We start from the raw sequence: 16885 nt of genomic DNA, 5'->3' as shown, positions 1-16885 counted from the left end.
GCGTGTGCCGCGGGGTCAGGGGACGGCCTTGACAGATGGCCGCGAAACTCTCCGGCTCCCAGTGGCAGTGCACCCTCACTTACGCCGCCACCTGCTCCCCCAAGACAGAGCGAGCCGAGGACGCGGCACGCGGCCGAGCCCACGCGATCGCCTCCGCCTTCGGCCTGCACGCCGACCGCAACTACCTCGCCCGCACCCGCCTTCGGCACCCCGAACCACACCTGACCGCCCGGCAGTTCCCGCCCACACGCCCCGCACTGCTGTCGGTACCGGAACTCGCCGCTCTCGCCCACCTTCCCCTCGACGCTGACGCGCCGGGTCTGCAACGGGCCGGCGCCCGCTCGGTTCTGCCGCCTCCGCAGATCCCCGAACCCACGCCCGGCAAGGGGGTCAAGCCCCTGGGCCACTCCGACACCGGCGCCCGCCGCGGCGTCGGCCTCGCCGTCCCCGACGCCCGCCACCACCTCCATGTCATGGGCGCGACCGGCTCCGGCAAGTCCACCCTCATCGCGAACCTCGCCCTGGACGACGTACGCAACCACCGCGGCGTCATCGTCATCGACCCCAAGGGCGACCTGGTCACCGACCTCCTGGACCGCCTCCCCGACACCTGCGCCGACCGCTTGGTGCTCATCGACCCCGACGACCCGCACATCCCGCCGTGCCTGAACGTCCTGGACGGCACGGACATCGACGTCGTCGTAGACAACATCACCGGCATCTTCCGCCGCATCTTCACCGCCTTCTGGGGACCACGCACCGACGACGTCATGCGCGCCGCCTGCCTGACCCTCCTCAAACACCGCGAGCGCACCCGCCAGCTGGTCACGCTCGCCGACGTCCCCCGCCTCCTGGGCGAGTCCGCCTACCGGCTGCGCATCATCCCCGCGCTCAAGGATCCGGTGCTGCGCGGGTTCTGGGCCTGGTACGAGTCGATGTCCGAGCCCTCCCGCGCGGCCGTGGTCGGCCCGGTGATGAACAAGCTCCGCGCCTTCCTGCTGCGCGACTTCGCCCGCCGCGCCATCGCCGCCGGCCCCTCCACCTTCGACCTCGCCAGCGTGCTCGACGGCGGCATCCTCCTCGCCCGCCTGCCCAAAGGCGCCCTCGGCGAAGAGACCGCCCGGCTCCTCGGCTCCTTCATCGTCGCCGGAACCTGGCAAGCCGCCGCAGCCCGCGCCCGAACCCCCGAACACACCCGCATCGACGCCACGCTCAGCATCGACGAGGCCCACAACTTCCTCACCCTCCCGTACCCGCTGGAGGACATGCTTGCCGAGGCCTGCGGCTACCGCCCGTCCATGATCCTGGCCCACCAGCACCTCGCCCAGCTCCCGCGCGACCTGCGCGAAGGCATCTCCGCCAACGCCCGCAACAAGATCTTCTTCAACGCCTCCCCAGAGGACGCCAGTTCGCTGGAACGCCACACCCTGCCGACGCTCGCCGCGCACGACCTGGCCCACCTCGGCCCCTACCAGGGTGCCGCCCACCTCCTCACCGCCGGCGCGGAGACAGCCGCGCTCACCCTCACCACCCGCCCCCTGCCGCCGCCAGTGCCCGGCAGGGCGGCCGATCTGCGTGCGGCAGCCGCCTCCCGCACCGGCCCCCGCCCTGCCACCTGCCCCTGAAGCACACCCCCGAAACCCCTCCGCCCGGTGGTGATCTGTCATGCCCGCACTCCCACGCCCCGCCCACGGCCCCGGCGCCCGCTACACCGCCCGCGCCGCCACCACTCGCACCCGACCCGGCCGGCACACCGACGTGGCCGCGCTCGCCCGCCGCCTCACCGACCGCGACCTGTGGCTCACCCGGATGCTGCACGAGCACCGAGTGCTCACCACCCACCAGATCGCCCGCCTCGCCTACACCTCACTGCGCTCCGCCCAGCGCCGCCTGCGCACCCTGCACCACCACGCCGTCCTCGACTCCTTCCGCCCCCTGACCACCTCGGGCTCAGCCCCCGAGCACTACACCCTCGGCCCCGCAGGAGCCGCCCTGCTCGCCGCACACGCCGGCCTCGACCTCGCCGCCCTCGGCTGGCGCCCCACCCACACCGGCCGCATCGCCTACTCCCCCTCCCTCGGCCACGACCTCGGCGTCAATGAACTCCTCACCCACCTCGCCGCCTACACCCGCAACACCCCCGGAGCCGGACTCGCGCTCTGGCTCTCCGAACGCTCCGCCACGCGCCGCTGGGGCGACATCGTCCGCCCGGACGCCTACGCCCACTGGCGCGACGGCGAGATGTTCCTGCCGTTCTTCCTCGAGTACGACACCGGCAGCCAGCCCCTCGCCCGCGTCGAGGCCAAACTCGCCAGCTACGCCGCCTTCACCTCCGCCACCAGCACCCGCCCGGCCCTGCTCATCCACACCCGCACCCACTCCCGCGACCAGGCCCTGCGCCACCGCCTGGCAGGCGCCGTGCGCGAGCTGGACCTGCAGGTGGCGACCTCGTCCGCGGACTTCACCACCACCGACCCGTGGGGCCCCTGGTGGGCCGCGCTCCAGCCCGGCGCCCGCCGATGCTCGCTCACCGACCTCGCCGCCCACCGGCCAAACCTCACCCCGGCCGCTGGCCTGGACCCGACCGACGCCGACACCGCCCTCACCCTCCCCGTGCCCCCGCTGCCACCCACCCCCGGGACCGGCGCATGAGCTCACTGCTCACCAAGGCCGTCGGCGGCATCGGGTGCACGGTCATCGCCCTGCCGCTGCTCGCCGCGCTCATCATCGCCGCGCTGCTTGGCAGCGCGATGCCCAGCAATGTGCCGGCGGCCCCGAGCAAGCACGCCGTGGCCGACATCCCGCCGCGCATGCTCGCCCTCTACCAGCGCGCCGCCCCCGAATGCCCCGGCCTGTCCTGGACGATCCTGGCAGCGATCGGCAAGGTCGAGACCGATCACGCCCGCCACCCCACCATGGTCTCCTCGGCAGGCGCCGCGGGCCCGATGCAGTTCTTGCCGTCCACGTTCAAGGCGTACGCGCACCCGGTGCCGCCCGGCGGGGTGAAGCCGCCCACACCCTGGGACCCCGTCGATGCCGTCTACGCCGCAGCCCGACTGCTGTGCGCCAACGGCGCCCGGAATGGCCGCAGCCTGCGCCGCGCGATCTGGCACTACAACCACAGCGAGGCGTACGTCGACCAGGTTCTGAAGATCGCCTCCGACTACGCGGCCGAAGCGCCCGCCCCCACCGGCGCTGCCGCCACGGCGGTCGCCTTCGCACGCGCCCAACTCGGCACCCCGTACGTGTGGGGCGGCGACGGCCCCGCCGAGGGAGGCTTCGACTGCTCCGGACTCACGCAGGCCGCCTATCGCGCCGCAGAAATCATCATCCCCCGCGTCGCCCAAGCCCAGTACGACCACGGACCTCGCCTTTCCAAGGGCACTGGGCTGGCGCCAGGCGACCTGCTGTTCTTCGGCACAAGCCCCCGCAACATCACCCACGTCTCCATCTACAGCGGCGGCGGCAGGGCCATCGACGCTCCACGCCCCGGAGCGGTCGTACGCGAAGGCCCCGCGAACACCAACGCCCCCTCCTTCCAGGGCTCTACAAGGCCGACAGCATCGCCGGGCGGTGGCACCCGGTGAAGCAGATCGACGCCCGCGAGGCCATCAGCCTGCTGCGAGCCATGACCAGGGTGCTGTGCGCGGTAGGGGTCCTGGCCCTGGTCTTCACCACGGTCAACGTCACCCGCTTCGCCACCAGCCGCGACGTCCCCCTGCCCGTCGCCATCCTCCTCGACCCGATGATCGGCACCGCGCTCGCCGGCGTGCTCTACGTGGACGCGCGCCTGGCCGCCTGGGGCATCCGGCCACCGACCTGGTCGGCCACACTGCGCTGGGGCGCCGGATGCACCGCCGCTCTCATGAACTCCTGGGAGAGCCTGTGGCCCGATGGACAGATCGGCTGGCCGCGGCGCGCCGATCCGGCAGCCGTCCTGCTGCACCTGACCCCAGCTCTACTCCTGATCGCCCTGACGGAAACGATCGCCGCGTATCGAAGGACCGTCACCGACCTCCTGGAACGGATCGGCCCCGCCGATCCTGTCGAGCACCTCACCCCGCCGACCACTGCCGCAACCCGATCGGCCATGCGCCCCACCGATCCGGAACCCGCCGATCCTCATGCGCTCAACTCCCCGCCCTTGGAGGACAGATCCGTTCCCGCTCGCGCCCCAGCCGATCACTCTGCCACCGGCGTCGACCACGACAGCCCCCACACTGGCGACAGCACGCCCGACAACCGGCCCTTGGTGCCCATTGTCGTACCGGCCGGTGAGAGCGCGTCAGACGCCGACGTCTGGCGGCGCGCTGTCACACTGGACGCCACGACCCGGGCCACTACTGGAAAACCAGTGAGCGTCTGGAGGCTGCGCACCGATCTGCGCATCGGACCACGGCGCGCCCGACAGATCCGTGACCAACTCCTCGCCCGCTACCCCGAACCACCACGCACGGCCGGATGAGCGGCTCTGGCTCACCGCCGGTCCGCCCCCATCCGATCGGGTGTACGGGGATCTCCCGACGCCCGCTCACCGATCGAGGCAGCGCCCTACGTCCCACACGCCCGACGTCCGTGACGCCCTCGCGAGCTGGCCCGATCCGGAAGCGATCGGGCCGCTTGACTTCCCGCACCACGCGAGCGTCCATGGTCGTGGCCGACGCACCGAGCGGGCTCACGGATCACCGTCCACCCGCCCGCGCCACGGCCATGTCCGCCCGGGAGAACCGCGCTGCGCACGCGCCCGGCGAACGCCTGCGGATCCGCATTGCGGGTCGGCACCCCGGCCGGGGACCTCAACCACCAGCAACCTCACGGAAACGAGGTTCCCTCATGTCCAACACCACCACCGACGGCACGCGTCCCCTGCACGCCGTGCCCGACCCCGAAACGCCGGGCTCACCGGCGCACCCGCAGCGATCTACACCCAACTGATCGGCCTCGCCGAAGACGCCACCGTCGCCGAGCTCGCCCTCGCCGCAGGCGTAGGCCGCTCCACAGCCGGAAAGGCCCTCACCGCCCTGGAGCAGCAAGGTCTGGCCGTACGCACCCCCGGCGGCCACGACGGCCCCCGCCGCACCCCCGACCGCTGGCACGCCGCGCCCACCCACAGCGACAACTCCCGTGACCAGGAACCTCTCGGCAGCAAGCCTGCATCCCCCGTCTCAGACGATCCGGAACCTGTCGGCTTCAGCTCGGCCCAAGAAGGTCCCCCCGCCGAAGAGGCCACACCGGACAGCCCAGCCCCGGATGACGGCCGCACGGATGCCACCACCGACTCGACCACAAAGGTTCCGCACGGCACACCGCTCGCGGACGCCGACCACGGCGAGGGTAACGACGACCGTGAGAACCGCCCGTCCGACGAGGACGCCGGCTACGACTCGGGCGACGAAGGTGTCCCTGCCCCGCAAGCACGCGCTGGACGGCAGGCGGCCCTGGCGAAATCGATCATCCTGCCGGGCCAGAGGAAGCGGCTCGCCCCTGGAGGGCTGCGGCAGTTGGTCATCGACCATCTGCAGGCGCATCCGAGTGAGGCATTCACCGCCACCAGGATCAGCCGCGTGATCGAGAAGTCCTCGGGGGCGATCGCGAACGCCCTGGCCACTCTCACTAGGCAAGGCATCGCCGAGCAGGTGAACGACAGGCCGCGCACTTACCGTCTGGCGGTACCGGAGGACGTCCGATAGCACGCCGGCCACAGCAATCCAGGCTGGTTCCCATGGGGGTTGGGAACCAGCCCTGCTGCTCGAGGCAGGCGAAGAACCACTCGATCGCACAGCGGTTTGTCACACGTTCCAGAATGCGACGCGCCCTTCCAGGCGGAAGTCGCCGAGGATGACGCTCGGCGATCCCGAGCCGTGCACTGCACACCACTTCGGAAGTTTTTCGCTATTTTGGACCTAGCATTGCGCTAGCCAATCATTATGCGGTGTGCAACCGTCGCGGCAATTCCACTTTGGACTCAATCAAGACCCAGAGCCGCCCCATATGCAGAAATTCCCGCCTCACGACCTTCCGTGTATCGCTTCAAGATTCGCTGCACCGGCCAGATCATACTTCCATTCGGCATGACAAGCGCAGCGTTGATCTCCCCCTCTGGGTCATCGTCATTGGCTTGCCAGGTTCCACCCGCTCGACGACGGATGGTTTCACCAACGTAGGCCCCCAGCGCGAAGAGCTTCATCCCGAGCCCCTCCGCAAGCAAGCCGTTGGGGTGAGCAGCACCCGGGGAGGAATTATCGTCGATGAATCGATCAATCTCCGCAAGGCTGGCAAAGGTGTAGTCAGCCGAGTATCCAGAGGATCGGAGAGCGTTTGCCATCCATTCCGACATCTGCGGCACATCATCCAAGATCCTGGACATCGAATACCTCTCGCTAGGTTCGAACGCCGAAGGGGGTGCCGACGCATCGTCGGCACCCCGCATACTAGCCGGTCTAGTCCATCTGGAGGATGGTGACGGTCACACCCTTGGCCACTGCGTCAGCCTTCACTTGATTGAGGACCTTCATCTGTTCAGCGGTTGCCGACTTCGGAACAGCGATCTGCAGCCCGCGGACCTTGATCTGCGACTTGTTCACCGTCACTCCGCTGTACGAAGCACCGTCGAAGTTCTCCATCTTTTTGACATAGCTGTTCGCAGTCCCCTTGAGCTTGGATGCTGTTTGATAGGTCTTAAGGGACGTGTCGATAGACTTGATGCTGGTTGCAACTCCGGATGCGGCATCCCAGTAGTCGATCGTTGGGAAATTGTTCGGCAGATTCCCGCCGAGTCGCCCCTCGATGGCGAATCCACGCTTGTTGGGCGGCAAGTCCCACGGAGAGTCTTTCTTGACGGCACCGCTCAGCAGCTTCTTGGCGAGGGACCTGACAAGCCCAACAAAGCCTGTGATGAAGCCTGCCGCTTCAGCCGCGGCATCACCCGCATCGAACGCTTTCGTATCCTTATCGACACCTTTACTGGTGACGAAGTCGTCGTACTGCTTCGTTCCTCCACTGCAGTCTTCGATATAGCACCAAGGGCTCAGTTTTGTGAGTGCTTCGCCGGCCTCCGCGAAGTTGTGCCCTATGCCGCCGAGGAAGTCCCCCCAACCACCCTGAGCCCTGGGGTCTTCCGGCTCCACATTTGTGTTGCATCCAGGCTTGTAGGCCGGATACGTGGAGCTGCAGTCCGTTCCGGTGCTGCTACTACTTCCGGTGCCCCAGGGGGAGATCCCGGAGCGTGAAGACGTCCTGGAGGCTCGCGTGCTGGACTGCTGCCGGTAGTAAGTGTGAATGACAGCGGTAACGTATCGAATGACGGCCTTGATCAGTTGGATGAGACCGAAGAGGAACTTGCCGTCGGGATCGGCGAAGGTTACCGGGTTGTTGTTGCTGTAGGCGTAGCCGTTGATCTGTTGCGGATCCTTCAAGTCCGAGATGGGGTCGGCGCTGATGAAGCGCCCGGTGGTGGGGTCGTAGTCGCGGGCGCCAAGGTGAGTGAGACCAGTCGGGTCCTGGGTTCCTCCGACGAATCCCCTATCTCCGACCCAGCTAGGCGGTGTGGCGCCACGGGTCTCACCGAAGGGCTGCATGTATCGCCGGGCAATCGCCTGCGTGGAGGCATCTATCTGCAGGTTGGCAGTGCCATTGTGGTCAGTGCACAGCCAGGTGAGCGCGTTAGGTGTGCGCATGGCCACGACCTGTCCGCCGTGGGTGTAGTACCTGGTGGCTTGAACCTTGTTCGTTACCTTGTCGAAGCGGAGTTCGGTCTCGCCCAGGTACAGGGTCGTACCAGCGGTGTCTCGGCGGATGAGCCTGTTGCCGGAGGCGTCGTTGAGGAACGACGTCTCGGAGTTGTCAGCCTCGGTGACTTTGGTGAGGTTGTTCTCCGGTCCCCAGTTCAGCGTCTGGGTCTTGGCGCCGATCGTGCGAGTAGTGGTGTTGCCCGCTGCGTCGTAGGTGTAGCTCGTGTTCGGCTTGGACGGGCTAGTGGGTGTAGTTGTGGTGCTTGCCAGCAGGTGTGGACGGGCCGTGTCGCCGTTCTTGAGGTCGTAGGAGTAGGTGGTGGTCGCCGGGCCGCCGGATGCCAAGTGGTTCGTGCCAGTCTTGCGGTTACCGGCGCTGTCGTAGGTGAACGACTGCCAGTACGGGGCGACGCCGCCGACATTGCCAGTGGTCGGCGCAGTGGCGCAGTCGGTGGTGGCAGTCCAGGCGCTCTTCAGGCGCCGGTGGCCATCGTACGTGAAGCACTGCTTGTCGCCCGCCGCGGTGGAGCGGTCATCGATTTCGATCGGGTTGCCGGCTGTGTCGTAACGGTAATAGATGTCGGCGTCGGTGCCGCTGTGGGTTTCCGAGACGACGGTCTGGCGCGCAAGACGCTTGGTGCCGTCCTGGTAGGAGTTGTTGATCTCAGTCCAGTTGGCGGTTGAGGAGACGCCGAGGGTGGTGCGGATCCTCTCGCCTGCCGGGAGGTAGGCAGTGGACTGCACGATGCCCGTCAGGCCCTTCAGGGTTTCGGGCATGCGCTGGGCGTTGTAGCCGTAGACGAGCACTTCTTGGGCAAGGCCGCCCATCGCGGGAATGGTGCGCTGCTGAAGGGTGCCGTCGAGGTTGTAGGCGTTGGTGATGGTGTAGACGCCGGTACCGGCGACTGCTCCTTCGCTGGTGCTGATCGAGTACTGCTCCTTCAGCACACGGTAGAGCTTGTCGTAGGAGGCGTTGGTGACTGCGTAGACCTTGCCATTCTTTCCGCCGTCGTAGCGGATGGCAGAGGTGGGCTGTCCCTTAGCGATGGTGTCGTAGGACCAGCGGGCCAGGTACTTGGAGTCGTCGATGACGGGGTTGCCGTTGACGACAGGGATGCGTCCGGTGAGTTTGCCCGTCGTACGTCCGAGGAGGTCGTAGGTGTAGCTCAGGACGTTACCGCGGGCGTCTTCGGTGACGCTGATCTGGTCGAGGTTGTTGTACTCGGTCTTGGTGGTGCCGGTCTCGGGATCACTAGCTGCGATCTTGCGGCCGAGGAAGTCGTACTCGTAGCTCCATGTGTTGCCGTCGCTGTCCTTGACTTGCGTGAACTGGTCGGACTTGTCGTAGGAGTAGGTGAGCTTGGTGTAGTCACCGCTGGCCTTGTTGCCGTCGTATTCCCGCTTCTCCGACAGGCGGCCGCGGCTGTCTACCTCTTCCCGCACTGCAGAGGCGCCCGTTGGCGGCTCCACGGTCGTGGCGTTGCCTTCGTAGATGGTCGTGGTGCGGGAGAATTCCTTGCCCTGCGCAAGGAGGATCTCGGTGGTGGGCCTGCCTGCTCCGTCGTAGATCTTCTGGGTTCCGGCCGGGGCCGCGGTCAGCAAATTGGCAAGGCCACCGGTGGGCGCGGTGGTGTCGATGTAGTCGGCGGCCGTTTCCACCTCTAGGCCGCGGGTGTCGTACTTCGTTTCCGTGATGACACGCCCGCCACCGACTGCCGGCGCCTGGGTCTGGCGAGGGCGCAGGAGTGCATCGTAGATGGCGTACGACGTCTGATAGGTGCTGCCGTCGTTGTTGAGCGACTTGGTGGCGACCCAGGATGTCTTGTCGCGCTGGACCTTGTACTCGAACTTGTTGCTGGGCGCCTGGTCGGCGGCGCGGTCGGCCAGCCAGATATCGGTGAGACGGCCAAGTGCGTCGTAGGCCATCTCGGTGCGCCCGTTGTTGGGATCGATGCTGGCCTTGTTCACGCCCCAGTCAGGAATGATCTCGGTGGTGACGGTGTGGCCAAGCGCGTTGGTCTCTTTGGTCGCGGTCAGCGGTCCGCCTGCTGCGGGTGTGTACTCGGTGTGCTTGGTGCGTGTGCCGTTGGTGTCATAGACGTCAGTGAGACGACCGAGACCGTCGAAAGTACCCGTGCTCACTGTCTGCAGTTGGGCGACACCAGATGCGTATCCGGTCACGCGGTGCGTGGCGGTGACGTCTCCTCGCGTGGGTGCGACGCCCCAGGCACTGCCGTCGTAGGACAGCCGGACGTCGGAGATGACGTCGGTAGTCTTGGGGTCGCCGGTCCGGATCGGTGTGGCGGCACAGCCGACGGAAACTTTCTCGACGCGCTTGGGGTAGGTAAGCATCCAGGCGGCATCGTTGGTGGCGTACTCGGTGCGGGTGCAGTCCTTCTGTCCGCCACCTTCCGTCTCGACGATCAGGGGCTGACCGCTCTTTGTGTCGTACGTTGTGGTCGTCGTCGAGGTGATTTCACCGCCCCCAGGGATCGGAGTGCGCTTGACTTCCTTGCCGGTGCGGACCATGTAGGCGTGGACGGTGCCGTAGGCGTGGGTTGCCGTGGCTGTGGTCCGGGACCAAGGTGTGGTGATGGTGCCGGAAACCTCCGCACCGGTCGTGCCGTTGTAGGTGATTTGCTCGCGCAACTGGCCGGCGAACTGCTCAGCGTCGGTGACCGCGGTGCCCTTGGAGTCGGTGACCGCCTCGTTGCGGGTGGTGCCGTCGGCCTGCTTGTCGCCGTGCATGCCACGGTAGAAGAGACTGACGCTCTTGGTCGGCGTTCCGGCGGCCTCACCGGTCGTGGTGGTTACCTTCTGGAAGCCGCGCCAGGTTCCCCATGTCCGGTACTTGGCCTGAGTGATCGGGGACTGGTCGTCGTACGCCCAGGCGCCGCCGCCGTGGTAGGTGTAGTCGGTCTGCTTCAGGGGGGCGCCACCGGTCGGGTCGGACTCATGGATCTGCTTGACCACGTACTTGTGGAACCAGTCCGTGCGCGGCTGCGGGTTTGTGCCGGGTGTGGGGTTGGATGGCGGGATCCATTTGACGGGGTAGCAAAGCTTGGTGTTCTTGTCGAGCGCGGCCGGGATGTTGCTGTCGGCGACGCACTCCGGGTTGGAGTAATTCACCGTCAGGACAGATCCGGTCTCCGATGTGATGGTGCGCACGCGCCACTTGATGAACGGCGCGACATCGTCACCGATCTTGTCGACACGGTTGGGCATCTGGACACCGGTGAACGTCACTGGGGGCAGTGTGATGGGGGTGCCGGACTTGCCGGTGTGCTGGATGGACTTCAGCCACAGGCCTGCGTTCGAACCGTCACCAGGGTCCGGGAAGGAGTGGTCCAGGGTCCAGGTGTTGACGTCGCGGTAGTCGGTGTCCGCTCCGGTGCCGGTGCCCTTGTAGACCTGGGTGGTGACGTCGGTCAGCCGCTTGCGGGAGAAGAAGGACGGCGAGGGCTGGTCGGTGCAGACGGTGTCCTTCTTGCAGATCTGGTCGAACGGTACGTCGGGCCAGGCGTTGCGATTGGACTCGGTCAGCGAGGTACAGGTCTCACCGCCGGAGACGGGGATGCAGCGTTCTTTGACAATGAACTTCACGCGGGCAGCGGCCGGCTGGGTGGTTGAGAAGATGGTGTCGGTGCGCTGGCCGTAGTCGATGCGCTTGAGGTAGCCGCCGCGGACGTACTCGGTGCCGTACCCGGTCGATGCGTTCTTGGCGTAGTAGTTGAGTTCCTTGTCGTACCAGTAGGTCATGACGTTGCCGTGCGGGTCGACGGCGTAGTCGAGGTTCCACCGCCATGCCTGGTTCTTGGCGCGTCCGGCGAAGCTGGTGCCGGACGAGTAGCCGGGTTCGCCCGAGTCGTCGCCGAAGACTGGCACAGTCCATACGGAGTTGGTCTCGGCCTTGCCGGTGGTCCAGCCTGGAAGGCGGTTCTTGCCGAAGATGTACTGGGTTCCGTCGGTGCCCGTGACGGTCCAGTACTCGCCGACGTCGCCGTTGGTGCCGGCGTCGCCGTCATCGCCATTGACCGCGCCGGTTCCGCGGACGACGCGCTCGGCGTCATCGCCCTGCACGTGCCAGGTGCCGGTGGTCTTGTCCTTGACGAGGGCGCTGGCCTTTCCGTTCAGGACGATGGAGGCGTTGTCCTCTTTCCAGCATTGGTCGTACTTCTGGTCCTGGCCGTCGTCGTCGCACGAGCCGTAAGAGCGCTCGATGTAGGAGGTTGGCAGGTCGAAGCCTTCGCCAATCCAGGACGGCTGGGCGCTCGTGGAGGAGGTGCGGCCGTCGACGCTCTGGGTCGAGTAGCTGAGCGACAGCGACGGTTCGGGACCCGCGGGGGCCTGTACGGCATCCAGGGGGTAGGACCAGGTGAAGTCGCCGTTGGAGCCGCCGCCTGACCAGGTCGCCGACGGGGACAGCGGGGTTGCCTCGTAGCCGCCTTGATCGGAGGCGGCACCTGCGGAGACCGCCAGAACGGTGAAGGCGCTCCGGGCCTGTGTCGTCTTGGGGGTGGTGACCTGGGCGGTGACCGTCTGATCTGCGGTGTTGTTGGTGGACGGCACCGGGTTGGTCGTGCGGCAGTCGGCCTTGGCCGGGGTTGTGAGTGCGCACGCCGGCAACTGGACCACGCGGAGGCGTGAGGCCCAGTTGCCGCTGTAGGCGTGGGCGAAGCCGCTGTAGTCGAGGCTGACGGACAGCTCAGACGGATCAGCCTTGCCGTCCGCGCGGCCCACGGTCATGACCACGCCGTCAATGCCGAGCTTGGCAGTCGTGCTGCGGTCCAGGATGCGCACACCAGCCTTTGCCGGCGCGGTCTGCCTCGGCGCAGGGGCGCGATTGGCCTTGCCGCCCTTGATGGACTTAGCCGGAAGCGGCTGAGCCAAGGTGACGGGCAAGTCGGCTGCGCGAGCGGTTGTGCTGGCTTTCGTCGGAACGGCGACGCTCGTGGCGCCGCCTGTGGGCCAGACGACCTTCTTCGTGGCCCGCTCGCGTGTCTTGGTCGCGGCCTGGCGCGTCGGGTCGGTGAGCTTCTTGTGCCGGGCCTTGAAGGGTTCGGCCTTGCCGAACTTGGCCTTCGCGAGGGCACTGTGATCGCGGTCGAAGCTCTGCGCGGGGGCGGCCCCCAGCAGTGTGGTGACGATGGCCGTGGTCACCGGGAGAGCGACGGCAGCTACGCGGCGCCGACTCGCTCTGCTCCATGACCATGACGGCAGCACTGATCTCGTGCTGGACAAATGGATTCTCCGCATCCTGGACAGCGCGGGGGTGTGTCCGGCTGCTGGGGCACACCCCCGCGTGTGGGGTGACTAGTGAGTGATGGGAACGCGCTGCAGAGGATCAGCCGATGTCGACCGGGGGCTCATCCACGGTCGCGAGCTGTTTGATCTCGGCGTCGGACAGCACGCCGGCGTAGACGCGCATGTCGTCGAGCTGCCCGTACAGGCGGTTGCCCCAGTCGCTGGTGTCGTGACGGCGTGCCTGGGCAACCATCAGTGGATGGTCGGACTGGAAGATGCTGTCGACGAAGACGCCTTCCTCGGCCCCCTCGCGCTGGCCGGCGAGATAGAGCTTGGCCGACTGGTTCGCGGAGTCGTACACGCCGACTACATGGATCCAGTTGCCGGGCGGGTTGACCTGCTCGGAGGTGACCGTCGCGGCCGGCCCTTGCAGCACGTCCGTCTCGTAGACGCCGAAGTTCCAGTCACCGACCACTTCGCCTACCTCTTGGCGGTACCAGAGGCGGAAGGCGTTGCGCTGCGCACCGGGATGGGCGAAGACCGTGGGCGAATGAGCGCCCGCGGTGTTCTCCAGAACAGTGGGGTCAAGGTTGACCCAGCCGGCCACGGTGAAGCTGCCGGAGTCATCGAGGGGGACCGGGGCGGTGGCGTATCCGCGCTGGGTACTTGGCAGGTCGAGCACGTTGCCGTGGGCGGGGTCGTCCGCCGCGGTGAATGCCGCACCTGAGAGCGACTGCAGGGTGTGGCCGCGGCCGGACTCGTCGGCGGCCGTGGTGCCGGAGGTGTTGTCCATGGTCCAGTGAGCCAGCAACGCAGCCTGCGGGTGCCCCGTGTCCGGGTTCTCCATGTTGGTCTGCACCCAGAGTTCGTCGGGGAACACCACACGGTTCCACGCCTGCACGTGGTCCAGGTCGCCCTTGAAGTAGCTGCCCATAGTGCCGCTGCTGGGGCTCTTCATCCGGCCGATCTCGAAAGCGCCCGTGGCCGCCCATGGTGTGGTGTACGCGGTGGTGGCCTCCAGACGGCCATTGACGTACAGGCGGATCTGCTGGGTATTCCTGTCGTAAACGGCCAGCAGGTGCGTCCACGCCCCGACGACACCCGGACGGGTGGAGATCGCCCGCACCAGGCTGGTGCCATCGGAGCTGTAGCGGTTGAACACCCACCGGTCGTAGGAGCTTGAGTAGTACAGCTGGAAGGCTCCGACCTGGGCGCCGCTCTGGCTGGCCACCGTGCTGATCTGGGTCCGGCTTCCCAGCCTGGTCCACGCGGACACGGAGAAGCTCCCCGTGGTATCCACCACGGGCCCGGATGTGGCCGCGTAGGCGCCGGTGCCGTTGAAACGAAGACCACCGTCCAGCCGGGCCGGAGTCGTCCATGCCGCACCGCCACCGAGAGTGAGGGCATGGTTCGAGCCGGCCGCGTTGAAGCCGGTGGCATCGAGCTTCCACTGGGCCACAGGATTCGAGGCCTTGGCCACCTTGAACAGGTAGTCCGCGCCCTCACTGACATTGCCCGCCAGGTCGAACGTCTGAACCCGCAGGACGTTGGAGAGCCGCTTGGTCGGGGTGACCTTGATCTCGTAGGTGGGCGTGTTGGCCGTGAACGTCTTGGTCTCCAGCAGCACACCGTTGAGCCAGATGTCGTAGCGCCGAACGTCGCTGGCGCCGGCGGTGATCTTGAACGTGCCGGTCTGCCCGACACTTCCGGTCTCCGGCGAGGCGTCACACGTGATCCCCGCGCACTGCGGATACTCCGAGGACGTCACAGTGGGCTTGGGCGGAGCAGTGGTGTCGACCTTGAAGTAGCAGTAGCCCGACCACGGTCCGTACAGGTAGCTCGTCGTGCCGTTGTACGTATAGCGGTACTGACTCCTGGCACGGAACTTGTATGTAGTGCCGCTCGTCAGCGTCGGGGTCGGGTCCGATCCGGGATGGCCGCTGACCGTCCATGTGTCCGGACTCAGGTTGGTCGGTGTCGTGCTCGATCCCGCGTACAGCTCGAAGTTGGGACGCAGACTCGCATTCGAGCCATCTGCCGACGTCGGCGTGGCCGTCACTCGCGGCGTGTTGTCCCGGATGAGTGCCGGACTCGTCGAGGCAGAGCAAGCGATGTTCGGCTCGGAAAGTTTCACCGCCGACGGAGCAGCCGTGAGTGGCGACACATACGTGATGGAAAGCCGCGGCTTGCGCTCCTTCGTCGCACGATCGTCGGCCGGTGACATGAACTGCTTCCACGCGATCGGGTCTGTGCTGCTCGCCGTCAGACCAAGTGTTGTGGTCGTCGACTTGGCCTTGGCTGTGTAGGCCACCGCGGCGGTCGCGTTGAACTCCACGTCGCCATCGGGGCAGCTTGACGAGTGACCCTTCGCCGCGGAGACCTTCGTGACGTAGGACCAGCCGGTGGGCGGCTTGTTCCACGTCGTCGAGCTGGAGATGGCGTTCGTGCGGTAGAGGTTGACATCCCTCTTCTCACAGTTCGCCGACCAGATCTCATAGGCCGTGAACGTCGCCCCCAGGATGTTCTTGCCCGCGACACTTCGGGTGTCGAACTGGAACAGCGACTTGGCCTGCTTGTTGTCGACGTACGCGTCGTAGCCGACACCAAGAGCATGCGAGGTCTTCCAGAACGACGTCCCCGACAGGTTCGACCAGATCGTCGTCCAACCGGTCAGCGTCGAGTTCACTGCCGGCGGGTCGATGACCACCGGGTACGACGTATCAGCGGCATCCAGGAAGGCCTGGTCAGGCGTCACCGACAGGGCATCGCTGGTCACGTCGACGTCCGCAATGGCGGTCTTCGAGCCCGGCTCAGGAAGCACTGGACTGTCCGCGTCAGCCTCGGCTTCGGCCGCAGCAGCGAACGACGCAGGCTTTGCCCCGGCCGGCCCGGACGGCGCTGGGGCCGTTTCCGCGGTGTCCCACATCAGCGCGGCGCTACTGGAGAACACCGCATGGCCACTGCCGTCGACGAGCGAAACGGTGCCGTTGTCCGCCGTCTTCACCGACAGGCCGGTGGTCTTGACAGGGAACTGGATCGAGTTCAGCGCCGGATCGGACGCGGCCTCACGGCTGTGGACCACCAGGTTCTGTGTGAAGCCATCCGGACGTACCTGGACCACCAGGTCAACGTCGGGACGCACAGATTCGTAGATCGCGAGGGAACCCGAGATCTTCGGCTCCGGCAGCGCCCAGGGAGTACCCAGCTCATACGCCTTGCCATTGCGCGTGATCTTCGCCAGCGGCGCCGTCGAACCGCCTCCCGACAGCACCACATCCTGCGCCGCCTTCGGCGCGAGCAGCCCGTCTTCACGCCTGACGAGCGACGTGTCGATGGGCACCCAGGAGCCGTCCTTGCGTACTCGCTCCGGACCTGCCGACGACTCGACGGTGAATGTCCCGTCGGGATTGGCGAAGACCTGGTTCGACTCGGTTGTGAGGCTGCCCACCTCGACGCGATGACCCTCGGCCACCGCCTTCTCCGAAGCCTTCTGCTCCTCGGACTTGGCAGGCAGAGAGTCGTCCTCCCAGAAGGCCTTACCGCGCGCAGCCTCATCCGAAGGCACACTCGAACTCGCCTCGGCAGCCTCAGCACCATCGTCCACACCCGCCGCCAGCGCGCTGCCGGACAACGGCTCGCTCGCCACACCGACAAGGGCCAGCAATGCAACGGCCGTTGACGCCACCCCTCGCGCCGCTCCCCAACGGCGCCTACGTCTTATCACTACGCAGCACTCACAATCTGAAAATTCCATGAAGATCAACGAAGTGGAGCGACCTTACTTATTAGTTGGGTTGGGGGTCCAGATCGACGCCTCGTCACATACCGGGCAGTTCACCTAGCATGAACGCAAACAAGGTGGTGATCCACCTCACATTGAAGTCTCGTGTAGGGCCACCTACTCACCCACC

The 16885-nt window shown here is 66.7% G+C and carries 6 protein-coding genes and 1 pseudogene; 4 read left to right on the top strand and 3 right to left on the bottom strand.

Going from position 1 to position 16885, the window contains the following annotated elements; all coding sequences use genetic code 11:
• Positions 1-32: 32 nt before the first annotated feature.
• From DDW44_RS23495 to DDW44_RS23480, 4 genes and pseudogenes are all read left to right on the top strand, one after another.
• A pseudogene (locus DDW44_RS23495) lies at positions 33-1625 on the top strand (type IV secretory system conjugative DNA transfer family protein); the annotation flags it as partial.
• A 40-nt stretch (positions 1626-1665) separates the two neighbouring features.
• Positions 1666-2652, top strand: a complete 987-nt coding sequence (locus DDW44_RS23490; protein ID WP_108907637.1) for a replication-relaxation family protein — start codon at positions 1666-1668, stop codon at positions 2650-2652.
• Positions 2649-3587: a C40 family peptidase gene (locus DDW44_RS23485; protein ID WP_108907636.1), complete on the top strand. Its 939-nt coding sequence runs from the start codon at positions 2649-2651 to the stop codon at positions 3585-3587. Before DDW44_RS23490 ends, DDW44_RS23485 begins: the two co-directional genes overlap by 4 nt.
• Positions 3584-4465, top strand: a complete 882-nt coding sequence (locus DDW44_RS23480; protein WP_108907635.1) for an extensin — start codon at positions 3584-3586, stop codon at positions 4463-4465. The genes DDW44_RS23485 and DDW44_RS23480 overlap by 4 nt, the downstream gene beginning before the upstream one ends.
• A gap of 1500 nt (positions 4466-5965) precedes the next feature.
• On the opposite strand, the gene DDW44_RS31780 is transcribed toward DDW44_RS23480, so the two are convergent.
• From DDW44_RS31780 to DDW44_RS23460, 3 genes are all read right to left on the bottom strand, one after another.
• Positions 5966-6367, bottom strand: a complete 402-nt coding sequence (locus DDW44_RS31780; protein ID WP_146207050.1) for a hypothetical protein — start codon at positions 6365-6367, stop codon at positions 5966-5968.
• Positions 6368-6440: 73 nt separating this feature from the next.
• The gene (locus DDW44_RS23465; protein ID WP_244224091.1) at positions 6441-12890 is read right to left on the bottom strand and encodes an endonuclease toxin domain-containing protein; all 6450 of its coding nucleotides are present in this window, start codon (positions 12888-12890) and stop codon (positions 6441-6443) included.
• A gap of 184 nt (positions 12891-13074) precedes the next feature.
• Positions 13075-16659 (bottom strand): LamG-like jellyroll fold domain-containing protein, encoded by a 3585-nt coding sequence (locus DDW44_RS23460; RefSeq protein ID WP_244224090.1) that lies wholly within the window; start codon positions 16657-16659, stop codon positions 13075-13077.
• Positions 16660-16885 lie beyond the last annotated feature (226 nt).

The organism is Streptomyces tirandamycinicus, assembly GCF_003097515.1.
GTDB classification, from domain to species: domain Bacteria; phylum Actinomycetota; class Actinomycetes; order Streptomycetales; family Streptomycetaceae; genus Streptomyces; species Streptomyces tirandamycinicus.
Note: the sequence above shows the minus strand (reverse complement) of the source record. Positions and strands in the feature narration are given on the sequence as shown.

Bases quoted from the DNA above. Each gene is read 5' to 3' on its own strand.
- DDW44_RS31780 (WP_146207050.1), bottom strand. From the start codon at position 6,367: ATGTCCAGGATCTTGGATGATGTGCCGCAGATGTCGGAATGGATGGCA.
- DDW44_RS23490 (WP_108907637.1), top strand. From the start codon at position 1,666: ATGCCCGCACTCCCACGCCCCGCCCACGGCCCCGGCGCCCGCTACACC.
- DDW44_RS23485 (WP_108907636.1), top strand. From the start codon at position 2,649: ATGAGCTCACTGCTCACCAAGGCCGTCGGCGGCATCGGGTGCACGGTC.